The sequence below is a fragment of the Rosenbergiella metrosideri genome (genome assembly GCF_022602565.1).
GTDB classification, from domain to species: Bacteria; Pseudomonadota; Gammaproteobacteria; order Enterobacterales; family Enterobacteriaceae; genus Rosenbergiella; species Rosenbergiella metrosideri.
This window is the reverse complement of sequence record NZ_JALBCV010000002.1, coordinates 21,066-39,361: the sequence shown is the minus strand read 5'-3', so window position 1 is coordinate 39,361 and position 18,296 is coordinate 21,066. Positions and strand designations below refer to the sequence as shown.

15 protein-coding genes are annotated in these 18,296 nt (G+C 47.6%); 8 read left to right on the top strand and 7 right to left on the bottom strand.

The annotated features are described in order from the left end of the window. Positions 1-101 precede the first annotated feature (101 nt). The 7 genes from MKR94_RS02620 to MKR94_RS02590 all read right to left on the bottom strand — a co-directional run bounded on the left by MKR94_RS02620 (position 102) and on the right by MKR94_RS02590 (position 7,303). Positions 102-587, bottom strand: a complete 486-nt coding sequence (locus MKR94_RS02620) for an Hcp family type VI secretion system effector (RefSeq protein ID WP_241645343.1) — start codon at positions 585-587, stop codon at positions 102-104. Positions 588-619: 32 nt separating this feature from the next. Beyond that, a complete protein-coding gene (gene tssC / locus MKR94_RS02615) occupies positions 620-2,113 on the bottom strand; it encodes a type VI secretion system contractile sheath large subunit (protein ID WP_241645342.1) in 1,494 nt (497 codons plus the stop codon). 3 nt (positions 2,114-2,116) lie between these two features. Continuing rightward, positions 2,117-2,647, bottom strand: a complete 531-nt coding sequence (gene tssB / locus MKR94_RS02610; protein ID WP_241645341.1) for a type VI secretion system contractile sheath small subunit — start codon at positions 2,645-2,647, stop codon at positions 2,117-2,119. A 42-nt stretch (positions 2,648-2,689) separates the two neighbouring features. Then, positions 2,690-3,262, bottom strand: coding sequence for a fimbrial protein (locus MKR94_RS02605; protein WP_241645340.1), 573 nt, complete (start codon positions 3,260-3,262; stop codon positions 2,690-2,692). Next, positions 3,259-5,889: a fimbria/pilus outer membrane usher protein gene (locus MKR94_RS02600; RefSeq protein WP_241645339.1), complete on the bottom strand. Its 2,631-nt coding sequence runs from the start codon at positions 5,887-5,889 to the stop codon at positions 3,259-3,261. Before MKR94_RS02600 ends, MKR94_RS02605 begins: the two co-directional genes overlap by 4 nt. A gap of 40 nt (positions 5,890-5,929) precedes the next feature. After that, entirely contained in the window at positions 5,930-6,670 is a 741-nt protein-coding gene (locus MKR94_RS02595) for a fimbrial biogenesis chaperone (RefSeq protein ID WP_241645338.1), read from the bottom strand. Between the two features lie 84 nt (positions 6,671-6,754). Continuing rightward, on the bottom strand, positions 6,755-7,303 hold the full coding sequence (locus MKR94_RS02590) for a fimbrial protein (protein WP_241645337.1): 549 nt from the start codon (positions 7,301-7,303) through the stop codon (positions 6,755-6,757). 393 nt (positions 7,304-7,696) lie between these two features. On the opposite strand from MKR94_RS02590, the gene tssF reads away from it, so the two are divergent. The 8 genes from tssF to mutS all read left to right on the top strand — a co-directional run bounded on the left by tssF (position 7,697) and on the right by mutS (position 18,269). Continuing rightward, positions 7,697-9,562: a type VI secretion system baseplate subunit TssF gene (gene tssF, locus MKR94_RS02585; protein WP_241645336.1), complete on the top strand. Its 1,866-nt coding sequence runs from the start codon at positions 7,697-7,699 to the stop codon at positions 9,560-9,562. Then, positions 9,559-10,560 (top strand): type VI secretion system baseplate subunit TssG, encoded by a 1,002-nt coding sequence (gene tssG, locus MKR94_RS02580; protein ID WP_241645335.1) that lies wholly within the window; start codon positions 9,559-9,561, stop codon positions 10,558-10,560. Before tssF ends, tssG begins: the two co-directional genes overlap by 4 nt. A gap of 35 nt (positions 10,561-10,595) precedes the next feature. Continuing rightward, positions 10,596-11,585 carry a type VI secretion system protein TssA gene (locus tag MKR94_RS02575; RefSeq protein ID WP_241645334.1) on the top strand — a complete coding sequence of 330 codons (990 nt, stop codon included), beginning with the start codon at positions 10,596-10,598 and terminating at the stop codon, positions 11,583-11,585. A gap of 1 nt (position 11,586) precedes the next feature. Beyond that, positions 11,587-12,576: a fimbrial protein gene (locus MKR94_RS02570; RefSeq protein ID WP_241645333.1), complete on the top strand. Its 990-nt coding sequence runs from the start codon at positions 11,587-11,589 to the stop codon at positions 12,574-12,576. Between the two features lie 7 nt (positions 12,577-12,583). Beyond that, positions 12,584-13,921, top strand: coding sequence for a GlcNAc-transferase family protein (locus MKR94_RS02565; protein WP_241645332.1), 1,338 nt, complete (start codon positions 12,584-12,586; stop codon positions 13,919-13,921). Between the two features lie 12 nt (positions 13,922-13,933). After that, positions 13,934-14,401 (top strand): DcrB-related protein, encoded by a 468-nt coding sequence (locus MKR94_RS02560; protein ID WP_241645331.1) that lies wholly within the window; start codon positions 13,934-13,936, stop codon positions 14,399-14,401. A gap of 79 nt (positions 14,402-14,480) precedes the next feature. Beyond that, a complete protein-coding gene (locus MKR94_RS02555; RefSeq protein WP_241645330.1) occupies positions 14,481-15,104 on the top strand; it encodes a flavin reductase family protein in 624 nt (207 codons plus the stop codon). Between the two features lie 603 nt (positions 15,105-15,707). Further along, on the top strand, positions 15,708-18,269 hold the full coding sequence (gene mutS / locus MKR94_RS02550) for a DNA mismatch repair protein MutS (RefSeq protein ID WP_241645329.1): 2,562 nt from the start codon (positions 15,708-15,710) through the stop codon (positions 18,267-18,269). Positions 18,270-18,296: the final 27 nt, after the last annotated feature.

The window sequence follows — 18,296 nt, the reverse complement described above, 5'->3', positions numbered from 1 at the left end:
CCTTCATAATTACTATGAATATAAAAAGTCAATTTGGAGAGAGAGAAATAACAGATTCCAAGACGTATTAAGAAATCTGTTATTTCCTTCTATAATTCTTATTAATTTAGTGAGTTAGATTTTACATTATAGTTAACCGTCACGGCTCCCGATTTACTTCCCTCTGCATTTTGCATCACATAATCTTCGGTAACAGCAGTGAAAGAGAAACTTACCTGCTCTCTCGCACGGATATCTTCCTGAGAGGAGCCAATGTTGTTGAGACGCGTGATGATGACATCGCTAAAGCTAATCGTCAGATATTCCAGTGGGTCGCCGCCCGCTTTACGAATAATAAATTTTACGTTTTTAATATGCTTACCGGATAAGCAATAGCTTAGAAGATTCGGACTGGCTCGGTCGATATAGTGCTCGAAAGTAAAATCATCCACCGTTGCTTTACCTGCGCCACCTCCTGAACCCTGGTGCATATTCGAGTGTTGTGAGCAGCCCCAACCCCAGCTTAGCACCTCAATTTCACCTTTATGCTGGGCGTCTTGAGACTCCCCTTCAATACCATCGAATTTAATAAAAATATCCTGAGACATATACGCTCCTTGTTATGGGTTGTTGTAGAGAATTAAAGGCTCTCTTTGACCGAAGGCAGCTTAGCCACCATACGTAGCGAGACCGTTAAGCCTTCCAATTGAAAATGCGGACGCAAGTAGAATTTCGCTTGGTAAAAACCCGGATTACCATCAATATCGCTGACGATAACTTCGGCGGCGGCCAAAGGTCGCTTCGCTTTTGTTTGTTGAGAAGAATTAGTGGGATCACCATCGACATAATTCATTACCCAATCATTTAGCCATTTCTCCATCTCTTCTCGAGATTTAAAGCTACCGACTTTATCGCGTACAATACATTTCAAGTAATGCGCGAAGCGCGAGCAGGCGAAAAGGTAAGGCAGCCGCGCCGATAGGGTTGCATTTGCCGTGGCATCGTCATCGTAATACTCCGCGGGTTTTTGTAACGATTGGGCGCCAATAAAGGCGGCATAATCAGTATTTTTACGGTGCACCAGCGGAATAAAACCATTTTTTGCTAATTCGGCTTCTCGTCGATCTGAAATAGCAATTTCAGTCGGGCACTTAAGATCGATCCCGCCATCATCGGTCGGAAAACTATGGCACGGTAGGCCTTCAACCACTCCGCCACTTTCTACTCCCCGGATCATCGTGCACCAACCATACTGTTTAAATGAGCGGTTAATATTTACCGCCATGGCGTAGGCCGCATTTGCCCAGATATAGTGGCTATGATCAGCCCCCGCCGTATTCTCTTCGAACGCAAACGCCTCGACGGGATTGGTGCGAGTACCATAAGGGAGCCGCGCCAAAAATCGTGGCATCGCCAAGCCGATATAGCGGGCATCTTCTGACTGTCGTAAGGCATTCCACGATATATATTCGAGATTCTGGGTAAAAATTTTCGTTAAATCGCGAGGGTTCGCCAGTTCCTGCCAGCTTTGCATTTGCATGACCGAGGGCGCAGCCCCCGCAATGAACGGTACGTGTGCTGAGGAGGCTATTTTTGCTAATGACGTAAGCAGATCGACCTCCTCTGGCGAGTGATCGAAGTAGTAATCTCCCACCAAGCAGCCGTAAGGTTCTCCCCCTAGTTGTCCGTATTCCTCTTCATAAATCATGCGAAATATCGGGCTTTGATCCCAATTGGCGCCTTTATAACGTTTCAAGTTACGTCTTAGCTCATCGCGAGAAATATCCAGTACCCGTAATTTAAGCTGCTCATCGGTTTCGGTGTGGGTGACCAAATAGTGTAGGCCACGCCAAGCACTCTCGAGTTGTTGGAATTCAGGATGATGCAAAATGCCGTTAATCTGATCCGATATTTTCCGATCGATCATTTCAATCAGTGCGGCGATATTTTTATATGCATCCTCAGAAAGAATAATCGCGCTCTGTAAGGCTTGCTGCGCGAGGGTTTTGACTGCAGACTCCACAGCTTGTTGAGCAATATAGGTTTGCGGACGGAAGGCTTTTTGTAATAGTGCTGGCAATTGCGCCGATACCTGTTGGGCTTGCCCTGAGAGAGGAGCGATGGTGTGTTTCATTCCTTACTCCTCGACCAGCGTTGAGGTAGTCTGCTTGCCGTCAGCCGCAGGCAAGGCAGCGAGCGCCGTCAGTAAGTGAGGATCATTGAGAAACTGCATCACCAAACTTTCTGCATCGCTTTTCCCGTCCATGTAGGTCTGCAGGTTGGCTAATTGTGTTCTGGCCTCTAATAATTGTGCCAGAGGCGCAACTTTTTTAGCGATATTTTCGGGTGAAAAATCAGACAAACTTTCCAGTGTTAAATCCACTAATAGTTGCCCTTCACCGCTCAACGTATTCTCCACATTAAACAATACCCTTGGCTGCAAGGCCTTCATCCGGTCGTCAAAGTTATCTACATCAATCGAGAGAAACTTCCTCTCCTTTAAAGGATGTTGGCTAGCGTGCGACTTTCCAGATAAGTCAGACATTACTCCCATCACAAAGGGGAGGTTCACTTTTTTGTCGTCACCATAAATTTCGACATCGTATTCAATCTGCACGCGTGGAGCGCGATTTCTCGCGATAAACTTTTGTGAATCCTTAACACTCATTCCTAACTCTCCCTGTTAAATAATCCTCATACCACGTTACTTTTACTGATAATTAATATTGAGGGTAGCCCTGACCATTAATTTTCCTGGTGTCGGCTGTAGCCCCATTGAATAATAACTGGCGGTAAATTGGTGAGATTCGATATTTTTACCGCTGGCGTACAGGTAAGCCTGACCAGTATTGGTTTGGTTTACTTTCAATTGTTCGCCATTTTCTTTACGAATTCTGACTTGAATATTTTCGCTCATCCCTGCGCCGAGGCTATTTTTTAAATTTCCGGTCAACGCATCATAAAAATTATTCTCGGCGTATATCGATAATAATACTGACTGCTTTTCAGGACACTCTGTCAGCTGTACCGTGAAAGGCTTTACCCCTAATTCGTTTTCTTGGGTAGTAAATTGAGCGGTCGATAACTCGGGCAAAATAACCGTTTCCTGAGCGGTAGACTGATTAATCGTCAACCGACAGGTTTCTGCGAGATATTCCCCTTTAAAGAGCACCTCGATATGACAGTTATCACGACAGTTAGTCGTCGCGGCAATCGATGACGAAAGATTGACGAGTAAAAAGAATCCTGCACAATATCGTCCCCTTACTGTGATTCCCTTCATTGGCAACTCACCTCCTTGTAAATAACTTCGTTATCTATTTTCTTCATTTGTTCGATTAAGTCTTGGTCGACAAGGATCTGACAACTTTCTTGCGTGACGCTATCGCGTACAAAGAGCGCTTCACGTTCGGGATCCCAGCCTTGAATGAACGCTCTTCCTGCTTGCGAGACTAAAGCTAAATGCGGAGAGTGTTCCGTAAAGACCTGACTCATCATGGCAAACAGCTTCTGCTGCCGGTTTCTCATCTTTAACAAAACCGGAGTACCGGTTTGCGTTTTCATTTCGACCTTTAACGCCGCCCCCATTCGAGGAATGACTGTCGCTTCATTTTCTGTAATCGATACCGTCAGGGGTAACCCTTCTGGATTGACCGCAACTCTATTCTCCTGGTAAGGGGTAAGTGACGGAAGAATGGCGTAACCATCGCGATTAATCCTTGCGCCGTGGCCATTCATAATTTTCGCGCCCTGTGCCCCTTTTGCATAAATGATGGCAAAAGGATTGTTACCGAGCTGCCTCCCCGCGATAACCCCTGCGGAGTGGGCGACAAGGCTACCATTAGCAGACAATGAATATTGCTGATGCCCACGACTGCGGCTGAAAGAGCTACTGTATTGGCCGCGAGGGCTGTTATAGGCGACATTCGCCTGTACAGCCGTATTCATTTTTTGCGGCTTCACTTTCTCGCTATTCAAGCCTATTCCGTACACCAATGCGTTTTCATCGCCATAGTGGCCATTCACATTATGTTGTAACGTTGTCGTGCCATCATTATCGTGCGTGTAAGTGCTATAGAGAGAATCAAAAAGCGTGTGCTGGCCATATCCTTTACCAAGCGGAATATTAAGCGATAGCATCAGCGTATTATCCTTTTTACCTTGGTAAGTTTGGCTACGCGATAAGACCGTCCCGACGCTAAATGAGCGAAATTGTTTTGTCATAGACAAACTGTAATGATGCGTCGCATTACGGTTTTCATAGGCATACCTTGAAGCAGTGAGATTGACGCTCACACTGTCGGTGATGGGTTGGCCTATCGAAAGCGATAACCGTTGCGTTACCGCTGGATAATTGCCGAAATCTAACGCGCTCGGCTCTTGGCGACTCTGGTTGAGTGTGCGATACCTCCCCGAAAAAGTTTTGTCTACTGAGGCATTGATGCTGGTTTGGGTATCACGCAGATATTTGCTGTAAGAAAGATTCATTTTACTGCCACGATATTTTGGAGATCGCGTCGAACCTTTCTGTAGTGACAGGTTGCCGGTCAGGGCGAGTCCGCCCAAAGGGGTATTGATTGCATTGCCTAACGCAATTCCCTGGTACCCTTTGGCGATTTGGGTACCACTAAAAAGGGTATAATTCTCTGTTAAACCATAGAAAAGGTTTGCCTGAACAAAATATGGAGAATGCAGTGTGTTTGTCTGAGTAATTTTACCTGCATCGACTTCATATTTAATGACTGATTTATTAAGGATGAGAGGCGGTGCGGAATTAGGAATGATAAAGACTCTTTTACGCCCATCCGCCTCATTAATCACCATGGTATAGTCGCCACCATACCCTCCAACACTGGGCGAGTCGATATCGAACGGTCCAGCGGGAACAGTGGCTTGCTGCACCAACTGCCCTTGCTGCCAAAGCGTCACCGTCGCATTGGTTTCCGCAATCCCGGAAAAGTGCGGCGTATAGGTACGTAATGCTGATGACAGCATACGGTGATCGGAACGCAGCTGGGCACCGCGAAACGTAACGCTATCGAAGATTTCGCCAGAAGACCAGGTTTCTCCCACTCGGCCTTGACTTCTGATCCCCGTGAGATCGTGTTCCGCATAAGCAGATTGGCCGTGGTAGCGCCATGAGGTATTCGTTAATTTTCGAGTGATTTGTCGATAACGCAGACGCCAACCTTCGAGATTGATGCCGAGCATCGAACTTAAGCTCAGCGTTTTCTGCTGACTCGCACGGGAGTTAGAAGAGGATGTCACTCGTTGACTGTATCCATCTAGGTTGTAGTCAACGAAAGCAACATTACTTCCTTGCTCCCAGCGCTCAGGGGCAATTTCACCCGGTAGTTGAGGGCGAAAGTATCTCTGCGCCACGCTGAGTTGCAGAATAAAATCACTGCCATCGTAATGCGTATGGCTCTGCGGAATCCATTGTCCAAGGGATTGACAACCTTTCATTGAGGCGTTGTACTTTGACGCTAAATCAGCCTTGATCCCGAACTGCTGCAACATCGCAAAAGTAAAACAGGGTTGGGCATTGCCTTGTGGTTCCGCCTGGGGAGGCTGAAAAGTGATGAGAAATCGCCCACGTGGCTGATTATTGACGACGACAAGTACCTGGTGTTCACCGGCCGCGATAGGGTTCCCCTGCGTAAAGGCCGTTAAATCAACTTTCTGGCCGTGAAGAAAGTGCGCATCAAAAGATATACCTTTAGCCGGTTCTAACGATAACGCTGCCGGCGATAAAGCCTGTTCAATGGCCCACCCCATCGGCGATAGCGTAAAGCCGGCGACGATAGGGCAAGTGAGAGCCATTATTCGTAAATAAAAACGTGTGGTAGTATCGCTTCTATTAATCCCTACGAATTTTTTAGCTCCAGTAGACTGCTTTAGCTCATCCATGGCTATGCATCATCCTGAATAATATAGTAATCAATAATGATTATTTTTTAGTGACGATAAATCCTTTACCGTCATGGTATTGACCTTGATATTGACTTCCATTGCCGTAATCATTAATTAATTCGAAGTTAATTTCGCTCAAACGCTTATTACGTAAGACTACAGGCACCATGATTCTTTCTTCAGAGAAGGGGTTAATCATCGATAGCGAAATTTGTTGCCTACGGTTGCCAGCAACCAATTCCACGGAATAGAAAGAGAGATAATAAGGCGTCGGGTTAGTAACCTTTAATTCATTATTTCCTACGAGTTGCCAGCGTATTTTCGCTCCCTGTTCAGCGCTCGTTTCCGTTAAGGCTGCAGGCCGATAAAAGAGTTTTATGCGTGTTTTGAAAGCAAGTGAGAGACGTTCACTTTGGTTCTCTTCAGCACTGTTCGGCGGCACTTCGAGTAAATTAAACCAAAAGAGAGATTCTCGATCTTTTGGTAGGGGCTGCCCAAGATAGCGAACCCTTACACTTTGCCCTTTGCCGGGTTCCATGCGAAATAGCGGCGGAATCGCCATAAAGGGTGTTTCATGGTCAGTCCCCTCAACAGCAGGTTGCCCCTCATCAATCCATACTTGGACCAAGGCAGGAACTTCAGCTTTATTGGACGTACGAACAATTTTTTCTTTTTGCCCTTCAGTAAACACGATACGTGTTCCGGTCAGGGTGACCCCTGCGTAACTGTTGTTCCATAATACACTTAGGGTAATAAAAATAAGTGTCAGACGTTTCACTATGACCCCTATTAGTTGTCGCATCGCGATTTTTATATAAATAATACTGCCACGACAATCGGTCGTGGCAGTTGAGTATTAACGTTATGGATAGGCAATCGTGTAGACTGCTTTCGCCTCGATCAAACCCGCCGTGGCTTGCCCCGTCGAATAGTAGCCTCCGGCAAAACTCATATCCGCCGCACTATTAACCAATGCAACCGGTTTAGACATGTCGCCTAAGCGAACTTGTTCTTGATCCTTATAGAGCCGAACTTGCACATTCGACGCCGCCGTATTGGCATCGACTAAGGTATTTTTTAAGTTACCGGTTACCGTATCTTTATCACTGCCACCGACCGCTTCGAAATGTACCGCTATATTTTTCAGGCTACTCGAACAGTTTCTTACTGAGATTTTAAAATCCTTGGATCCCGCTTCCGCTCCAGCATCTTTTAGCGAATTAATTGAAAGCTTAGGAAGGATAACACTAAAGTTTCTATCCCCAACGATTTCACAGGTTTCGCCGGTTAACGAACCGGTAAACGTGATAAGACCTTGCTGGTCAGTGAGTTTTGCGGGATCTGCTGCATTAGCAAGATATGGGAGGGGAAATAACAGCGCGGTGCATAAAAGTACTTTAGCTTTTGACATGTATAGCATTCCTTTGAATAACGTATTCATTGTACTTCTCTTAATAAGGGTGAGAAGTACTCCTTTTATAATAAGTCTGACCGTGTTTAGAAAGTTCGCTCATTAAATATCAAACATTAACAATCAGCGAATTACCCTGCACCGAGAAAGTTGTAGATATTGATCCGTTAATATCAACATAACTTACTCAGTACAGATATAAGATATTATTCAATCCCATCAGAAGATAAAGAACTTATCATATAAAAATAATAATTTAAGAAAAAGGCTCGATTCAAATTCCTAATTAACCCAAAAAACTCATTAACCTATTGATTAACGTGTGCCATTTAATTAGCTTTTTAGGGTTTAAATAAAAAATCGCTATTTATTATATATTAGGAGTAACTTCACATGGACCAGCGGTTTCTTAATTACTATCGACGGGAACTCCTCTTTATGCGAGATATCGCCGGGGATTTTGCCTTAAAACACCCTAAAATAGCGAAGCGCCTTAATCTCCACAGTACCGCCATTGCCGATCCTTGGATAGAGCGGCTTATCGATGCTTTCTGTTTTCTCAATGCGCGAACACAACTGAAAATCGATGCTGAGTTTGAACCTTTCACCCAACGCTTACTGAATAGCCTCTCACCCGAGTTTACGATGCCCACGCCTGCTAAAGCCGTCGTCGCGATACATCCGTCAACAACACGAGGTGAGCTGACCGCCGGTTATACCGTGGAAATCAATACCCCCCTTCTAAGCCAGCCCGTAGGCCAAGAGAAGACGCGCTGTGAATTTAGAACCTGCCGTCCCCTTAAGCTTTGGCCAATGGCCTTGCAGCAGGCCGTGCTGACCCCTCTCACTCCAGAGCTTATGACCACTATTGATAAATCCGATACATCCCTGTTTGCACAGGCGGCGATCACCTTAACTTTAACACTGACGCCAGGGCTGCTATTTTCTCAATTAGTGGATTGCGACGAACTCCCTTTATACCTAAGCGGAGACGAACATGTTTCGTCTCGTCTCTTCGAACTATTAGCCTGCCATTATGCTGGCATTGCCGTAAGATCCGCCTCGCACTGCGCTCTGTTTTCTAGCCAAGAGACGGGGCCAGTGATTAGCAGACAGCCTACTGGCTATCCCCATCATCAGCCTTTCTGGCAAAGCCATCAGGGTTATCGCTATCTAAAAGATTTTTTTGATTTTCGCTCTCAATTCTATTTTTTCTCGATCACCCATCTGGCCCCAGCGTTTCAGCATTGCCACGATAACCAGCTTGAAATAAGTGTATTACTTGATGACTTTCCCGCTGAACTTGCTCCGATGGTTAACGCCGATCGTTTTAGCCTACATTGTGTGCCGGTAACCAATCTGTTTCCCGGTAAGGTGGATCGCGTCAGTGTGACGTCCGGTGCACTCAAACACCCTATTATTGTCGACCGCAGCCGCCCCGCGGATTACGAACTCTGCTTAGTCAATGAGGTCAGTGGTTTTAGCCGAGAGGGGGAAGCGCTAGCGACCTTTTACCCACTCTATCAGGGCCCAGAGGTCGCAGATAATCACGAAGGGCGGTATTTTTCTGTCGAACGTACCCCTCAGCTTATCGGCGATTTCACCGAGAGACACGCGACGGAAAGCGATGTCTGGCTAACACTTGTCGATCAAACTCAACCCCCTCACTCGCCGTATTTAGCCAGTTTGCATATTGAGGCTTTAGTCTCCAATCGACTCCTACCGCGTGAGCTTCCTAAACCTGACGATGCGGGGATTGACCTCCAACTGGAAGAACGTATTCCTGCCGAGGGGGGCACTTTTGTTAGTGCCATTAGCTGTCGCTACGATTCGCTGGCTTATGCTGACTCCGCGTGGAAATTGATTAATCTCTTACAATGCGCCTATCAGCCTCTTGATAGCGCTGACCTCAGCGAGGGAGCTGTTCAGTTACGCGAGAGATTAAAACTATTTCTACACCCTGGGGATCATTTCTCTGAAGCCATCATCCGCAGTGTAGTGAGCTTTACCTGCCGACCAGTAGTGAGGCGAATTGCTAACGATGACTTACTCCTCAATGGTCGCGGGGTAAAATGTCAGCTCACCGTCGACGAGAGTCACTTCTCCAACCACAGCCCACTGCTCTTTGGCCACGTCATCGCGCTATTTCTCTCCACCCATACTGCTATTAATAGCTTCATCGAGATGGAGCTGGTGTCATTACAACGCGGTAGCCTTCATTATTGGCCTGCAATAATCGGCCAGCGGGGGCTACTATGAGCGGTTCTCATCTCGGAAACTCGTGCCCAGATGCCTTAAAAAACTTGCCACTCGACTCCCCTTGGACGGCGAATTTTTTGGCAACGTTACGCCAACTCTCGGCAGCAGCCCCGCAACTGCCCCTCCCAGGTAATGCACTACGTTGGAAAGATGAGAACTTCCGCTTAAGCCAAGCCGTTAGTCTGGCTTTTCCCGCCAGTGAGATCGCCTCAATCACATGGCGAGCTGAGCAGTTAGCGATCAAGCTTTTTAGTTTAGGCGTTTGGGGACCACAGGGGCCGCTGCCATTACATTTATCAGAACTCGCGTTAACCCGCTTACAACAACAAGATAGTGCGCTGATTGATTTTATTGATCTCTTCCACCACCGCAGTATGGCGATATTTTTCCGCGCATGGTACGCCGCGCAAGATACCGCCTCCCTAGACCGCCCCGAAAGTGATCGATTCTCCTATTATCTACGCTGTTTATCTGGGCTGCCTTTACCCACTACGCCACAGACCAAGCACCCGCTGCTCTCTGCAGGCTTTCAACTTGCTCGAAAAAACTGTGCGCCACGTGACCTTATCTTGACGCTTAATGCGTTGTTTCATCTTCCTTTCCAGATAGCCGAGTTTCAATCGGGTTGGATAAGTCTTCCCTTGGAAGAGCAATGTCAATTAGCGCACTCATACCGATTAGGCTTCAATGCGATGTTAGGGGAAGCTAGTTATCAGGCAGGTTACCGATTCAAGGTCTGGTGTGGCCCCTTAAGCTATCAGCAATACCGCAGTCTTCATCCCGATAACGACGCTTTAGCGTCTATCTCAAGGGTCATTCAACGGCTTACCGGAGGTCATTATTATTTTGATATTCAACTTACCCTGGCGGCGGCGTCCTCATTCCCGACCACGCTCTCTGGCGGGCAACAGTTAGGCTTTGATACTTGGCTTGAGAATGATGCGGGGGAAATGCCGCAGCAAGGAATGATTTATACCGCTTGTGTTAGTAGTGTCTGACACTGTACACAAGGCATTGGCTCAAGGAAGAGAATATGTCATCTTTACCCTCTATTTATACGCAGTACCCATGGCTATGGGAACCTATCAATGAGCTATCCCCCTGCGGAAAGGCTATTGATTACCACCCTGATTTTTTGGCCTTGCAGTTAGAAGTCTCCCCCCCTTTGACGATTGAATACGGGACGTTTATCCAACCCGCTGCCACGATTAAATGGCCGTCGCTTCTGCCTAAGCTTCACGACTTATGCCAGCAAACGAAGGATATTCGGCTACTGATTTTGCTAATTCGCGCCCATTTAGCGCAAGAGGGGATTGTCGCACTGGTCGATGGCGTCGCGTTATTAATCGCTCAACTCGAACGTTGGCCTGAGGCGCTACACCCACACTGTCATGATGAAGGCGAATATGTCCCAGAATTTCGTTACAACGCATTGGCGGGGCTAGATGATAGTGAAGGCTGCGTCGCTGAATTACGTAATTATCCTTTCGATAATTCCGAGACAGAATCCTATACTCTCGCAGAGATCGAACAGTGGATTATGCGGGAAAAAACTCTCTCCTTAGCGGAAAGAGCGCAACTCCAGCAGCGCTATGCTTTACATACTCGATTTTTCGAGTCTTGTACCCAGCTACAGCAGCAACTCGTTCAATTATCGCAATTACCTTCTTCTATTTTGGGCACTGAGTCGCTCGAATTCCCCCACCTTTCTGCGCTCCTCGCTCCCTTATGCCGCTACCACCAGCGACAGCAGCAAGCCCTTGCGGCTGATAATGATGTCGCCCCTATCCCTCATGTTCCCGTCGTCTCTATACCTACAGGAGGAGATAGGTTGGCATATCGTCGCGAAGCGCGAGAAAAGCTACGTGAAATTCGCGAAAACTTTGCCTATTACGAACCGAGTAGTCCATTAAGTCTGCTTTTATCATTTGCTGAACACAGTATTGGCCTAGATTGCCAGCAGATAAGTCAACGCTTTCCCCGCGAGCTTCTCACTCTGCTTACTCTTGAAAAGGAAGTATAAAATGAAATGGTTATATGGAGTATTACTGCTTATCACCCTGACAAGCCAAAGCCATGCTGCCTGCTTTTTAGCGCGTGGCACCCCTACCACCCTGTTTATTAACTCTCAACTCATTACCATTGATGCCGATGCGCCAGTGAGTTTAGAGAAGCCTTTTGCTCGTCTCGATAGCTTGCCGATTACCGCGCGTATTGGTTATGACGATTGCGTCCGAGGGACGGAATATGGTCGACAGCTTACCTATTTAGCAAACCGCGAGATCGCCAATCAAATCTACGCTACCGATATCCCTGGAATAGGCGTCAAAATATTATGGACCAATGGTCGTGATGGTTATGGTGGTTACCCTAAAACACAATTTATGGTCTTCCCGAATGGTATTTTGAAGGGAACCTTCGATTACATACCTGGATCAGCCTATCGATTGGAATTTTACAAAGTTAGCGATGCGCTTGCCCTCTCGTCCACTTCTGGAAATCAACTCCTCCCCATAGGTTTTGTCGCCTATAATTATCTCTTTACGCCAACACCCAGTAGTTATTCGATGCGCTTAAACCTAGGGGCCTTAACGCTTAAGAGCATCCCTAGCTGTACGCTAGACTCCAGTAAAGTCATCGACTTTGACCGAGTGAACTCAAGCAGCTTAGCTCAAGGGATCTATCGTGATTTAACATTCAAGATACGCTGCTCCAGCGATTATCAACATTTCTCTACTCGTGCCGCAATCTCTACTCAGACGATGAGTAACGATCATCAATCTATCAAAGTGAAAGATTCCGCCGGTCAAGATGATCGACTGCGTATCGTCATTTATGACAGTAAACAAAATCTTCTCCGCGTAGATGGAACGGATAGCGAAGCCTTAAATAATATTACGTCTAATAGCGATGCGGAATTCACTTGGCGAGCAGTGTTAAAGCCCGGTTTAAAAAGCCCTCCCGCAGCAGGGCCTTTCACCGCCTATGCTGAGATCCAATTTACCATTGAGTAGATCATCTATGGAAAACCGTATCTTTATCAATATCGCCAGTTATCGCGATCCAGAGCTGTGGCAGACTGTCGAGAGCGCTATCACGCAAGCCGAGGATGCTAGTCGATTACATATCGCAATCTGTTGGCAGGACGATAACGACCTCAATCACCTGGTCGCCGCAGGATGGACGCCGATAGCCGTCTCCACGATTAATGGGTTTCCAGTTTACGAATTGAAGGGAAGCGCGGCGCAGGTTGAGCTGATTGCACTCCCCTATCAGCAAGCACAAGGTGTTGGTTTTGCCCGCGCGCTTTGTGATCGGTGCTATCAGCAAGAGCAGTGGTTTTTACAGATCGATGCGCATTGTCTGTTCAGCGAGCGCTGGGATAGCCGCCTGATAGATGCCCTCACAGCACTGCGCCAAGAGAGTCGGAAACCGCTACTCAGCAGTTATCCGCCAAGCTACCACTACAGCGAACAGGGCAGGATAATCTATGCTGAACAGGCTACTCGTATCAGTTTCAACGCCTTTACCGCTGAAGGACTGCCGACTTTAACCAGTCGCTGCTGCAGCCGTTTCCCCCCAGAAAGGGGGAGCTTTGTGGCGGCAGGTTTTATTTTCACTCAAGGGACTTTTGTCACTGAAGTCGGTAACGATCCCACTATTTTTTTTGAAGGGGAAGAAATTACGCTGTCCCTGCGTGCATTCACTTGGGGTTATGATATTTACCACCTGCCAACCCCCTTTCTTTGGCATCACTATACCCGTGAAAAGTCACCGAAAATTTGGCACGATCATAACCTCAGCGCACAGGAGGCTGGCGAAGTGCCTCTCGCTTGGATACAGCGGGAACTTCACTCACAACAGCACATAAAGGCATTGCTGGGCCTGCCTACCGACTATCAGCGTAAAAAAGAGGCCCGCCCCCTTGGACCTTTGCGGACACGCCAACAATTCGAGCATCAGTGTGGGCTGAATTTTCAGCTAACCAGTTGCTACGCTGATTGTTCACCGCCGCACTCGCTAAGCTACTTTCCTGCGCCAGCTAGCGAGACAGCATGGTGTGATGCCCACCGTATTCACCACATTAAGTCAATAGAAGTTTATCCCCTCATCGGAGAAGCATTACCCGATGAACTGTATATTCATTGTTACGGTCATAACACGCCGCGTCTTGCGCAATACCACTATTCACCATCACAACTCACTGCGCTAGCAGGTAAAATCGAGGTGACATGCTGGTCGACACCCAATCGTCCCCCCGTTTTGCTACGTATTGCCTCATGGTCGGTAAAAGAGGGGTGGGGAATTATCATTGAATGGCCCTGGTCTGAGAAAGATGGGCCGTATTGTTTACTCTAAGGAAAATTAACCATGGATGGTCAACGTTTTAAATACCCTTTCGCCGACGGCTACTTTCTTACCCCGATGCCCCTCGAGAACCGAAGTGTGCACCAACTTCATTTTATCGATCAGACGAACAACGCCTATCAAATTATTATCAACCACGGTCGCCTTAACGAGAATCAAGATCTGCAGCAGTTTGTCGATCAGGAAGTTGAGAAGATGCAACGGCAAGTGCCAGCATTCTCCTTGGAGGAAGCCTCTGCCGCCAAAAGCTTAGGGCCAGCACAATGTGAAATTATTCAGCAGACCCATAAATTTTTATATGAAGGCTGCCTATTTACGCAGCTCTGTGCCTTTATACACTTGCCCCTTCACTTACAAATCAACCCTTATAGAAGAAATGTTGTGATCCTATCTCTGGCTTCTCCGCAGCCTCATGCAGAACAAGCCGAACACTTTCATGGCATACTCAATACTTTCGTCCCTTGGGAGTAAGTTCGACAGGATTCACCTTATGAGACGGGGTCTGCACTATACTGAGTCCTACTCCCCTTGTTCATAAGGAACCGCCACGGTGACACAATCCACTTATAGCTATCAACCGAAACAGGGTCATGGCTTAGCCCATGACCCTCTCAATGCGATTATCGCCCCACGACCCATTGGTTGGATCTCGTCGCGCAGCGCGGCGGGCCAACGTAATTTAGCCCCCTATAGCTTCTTTAATCTGTTTAACTACCACCCGCCGATTATTGGTTTCGCCAGCAGTGGCTGGAAAGACAGCGTCGCTAATATTGCCGAAACGAAAGAGTTCGTGTGGAATCTTGTCACTCAACCCTTAGCTTCAGCGATGAATCAAACCTCTGCAGCCTTGCCGCATGGCAAAGACGAATTCTCCTTGGCCGGGTTAACGGCGGTAAACAGTGAACTGATCGCTGTCGACCGCGTGGCGGAAAGCCCCGTTCATTTCGAGTGTCAGCTGACACAGCTCATTCAACTGCGGGACAGTCAGGATCAACCTATCGATAGCTGGTTAGTGTTGGGTGAGGTTGTGATGATTCATATTGACGCATCACTCCTAGACAGTCAGGGGATTTATCAAACTGTCGATGCCTCGCCAATACTGCGTGCTGGTGGGCCATCAGCCTACTATGGTATTTCTGAAGAGCAGCGAATGGATTTATGGCGACCTAAATAACACAAAAGGAGCACGGCTAATGGCTGTGCTCCTAAGCTACGTTAACTATCCAGCGCTACAAATAAGGCGTCGATAGGTATATCAACAGTATCCAATGCCATCAAGGGTACGGTTACGTCGTTAAATAATACAGGAAGCTCGGTACAGCCCAGAAGAATGGGCGTGTCACCCGCTTGCAGAATTTCAGCAGTATTTACAATGCATGCCCAATATCTAATAACCTTAACCCCCTACGATGAATAGCCACTCATACTGCGTGACTAACGGTATCAATTCATAAAACCAACGATAACAATGGTTATCGTTAATTAATATCTTTTACCTGTAATCTCCCTTCATCAGTCCAAACGGAAAATGTTAGGAAGCCCATTACACGACAGGTTTTCGATAAATCTCTCATTTTTATCTGCGACAACGTGTTGAGGACTAAGCTAAAATACTTGTCATACGCAGTGTGGATTTTGTCTTAATTCAGTACACTTGCCCCCTAATCCGCTTTAGACCCAATACTGAAAGTAGCGTTGGGTAATTTTAAAAAGCTAAGTGATACGCCATAAGAATAAAAAAAAATCACTTTAGCCTTAAATCAATGGAATATAACTCATGTCGACCAATGACAACGTAAATTTAGCCGCCCACACCCCAATGATGCAGCAGTATCTCGGCCTGAAAGCTGAGCATCCTGATATCTTACTGTTCTACCGGATGGGGGACTTTTATGAGTTATTTTTTGATGATGCACGACGGGCTTCTCAACTCCTCGATATCTCATTAACCAAACGGGGCTCTTCCGCAGGACAGCCTATTCCGATGGCTGGCGTTCCCTATCATGCGGTCGAAGGTTATCTCGCCAAGCTGGTACAGATGGGAGAATCGGTCGCGATTTGCGAACAAGTCGGTGATCCCGCGCTAAGTAAAGGCCCGGTTGAACGTAAAGTGTTACGTATCGTCACGCCGGGAACAATTAGCGACGAAGCCTTATTAAATGAACGCCAAGATAATCTGCTGGCCGCCGTGTATCAAACACCACAAGGCTTCGGCTTTGCCACATTGGATATTGGTTCTGGCCGCTTCCTATTAACTGAAGCGGAAAGCGAGGAAACACTGGCAGCAGAGTTGCAACGCACCAATCCTGCTGAGCTTCTCTACCCTGAAGACTTTGCCGCCTTTCATTTAATTGAACAGCGCCGAGGCCTACGCCGTCGTCCGCTCTGGGAATTTGACCTTTCCACCGCCCGCCAACAACTGACTTTACAGTTTGGTACCCGCGATTTACAAGGTTTTGGTGTAGAGCAAGCCCTACTTGCCTTACCCGCAGCAGGTTGCCTATTGCAGTACGCTAAAGATACCCAACGTACGGCATTGCCACACCTACGCAGTATTACCATGGAACGTCAGCAAGACAGCATTATCATGGATGCCGCCACGCGTAGAAATTTAGAAATCACCCAAAATCTCGCAGGGGGGAGCGATAATACGCTAGCCTCGGTACTAGACCGCACGGTGACGCCGATGGGCAGCCGGATGCTGAAACGTTGGTTGCATACACCACTGCGCGATGTCGCAATAATTACCGCTCGTCAGCAGGCAATTGGCGAACTACAGCCGTTAACCGCATCGCTCCAGCCGCTACTCCACCAAATCGGTGACTTGGAGCGTATCCTTGCTCGATTAGCGTTACGCTCAGCGCGCCCTCGAGACTTAGCGCGTATGCGCCATGCCTTTCATCAGCTTCCTGATATTCAAGCACTGCTGGCCGAGACTTCTGGCCCTTCGCTGAAAATATTAGCGGAACGCAGTGGCGAATTTAGCGCACTTTGTGAATTACTCGACCAGGCAATCGTCGAGACGCCCCCGGTATTAGTACGGGATGGCGGCGTGATTGCTGAGGGCTATCATGAAGAGTTGGATGAATGGCGAGCCTTAGCGGCTGGGGCAACAGACTATCTTGATCGCTTGGAGATTCGGGAACGCGATCGATTAGGGATTGATACCTTAAAAGTAGGCTATAACGCGGTACACGGCTACTTTATTCAAGTCAGTCGAGGACAGAGTCACTTAGTGCCGATTAACTATGTTCGCCGTCAAACCCTCAAGAATGCTGAACGTTACATTATCCCTGAACTTAAAGAGTATGAAGATAAAGTGCTGACCTCTAAAGGTAAAGCCTTGGCTTTGGAGAAGGCGCTTTATGAGCAACTTTTTGATCAACTGTTGCCGCATCTTGCTGACTTACAACAGAGTGCGGCCGCGCTAGCGGAACTGGATGTGTTGACCAACTTGGCTGAACGCGCGGAAGCCTTGCATTATGTCTGCCCGCAATTGACCGACCAAGCAGGGATCGAAATCACCCAAGGTCGTCATCCGGTGGTTGAACAGGTTCTTAAAGAACCCTTTATTGCTAACCCCTTAACGTTACAGCCGCAACGCCGCATGCTCATCATTACCGGTCCTAATATGGGCGGTAAAAGTACCTATATGCGCCAAGCCGCGTTAATCGCGTTATTGAGCTGGGTGGGTAGCTACGTTCCGGCTGAAGCCGTGACGATCGGCCCAATCGATCGGATCTTTACTCGTGTAGGGGCCGCCGACGACCTGGCTTCCGGACGATCCACCTTTATGGTTGAGATGACCGAAACAGCCAATATCCTCAATAATGCGACCCGTAATAGCTTGGTGCTGATGGACGAGATTGGTCGAGGCACCTCGACCTATGATGGATTATCGCTGGCTTGGGCCTGCGCGGAAAATCTTGCCAGCCGGTTACAGTCACTGACACTGTTTGCCACCCACTATTTCGAACTGACGGCGCTGCCTGAGCAACTTACCGCCGTCGAGAATGTTCATCTCGACGCCCGGGAACATGGCGAGAGTATTGCCTTTATGCATACAGTCAGTGAAGGAGCGGCCAGCAAGAGCTACGGACTCGCCGTCGCGGCATTAGCCGGTGTCCCGAAAGAGGTTATTAAACGCGCTCGACAAAAATTACGTGAACTGGAGGCTCAGCCGACCCATGCTCCCATCTCTGGGGCGGAGACGAATCAACTGTCTTTACTTGTTGAAGAGACCTCACCGGCGATCGAAGCGTTAGAGACACTCGATCCGGATACGCTTAGTCCTCGCCAAGCGCTGGAATGGATCTATCGCCTCAAAACGCTGATCTAACTCTTAGACATAAAAAAAGCCATCTTA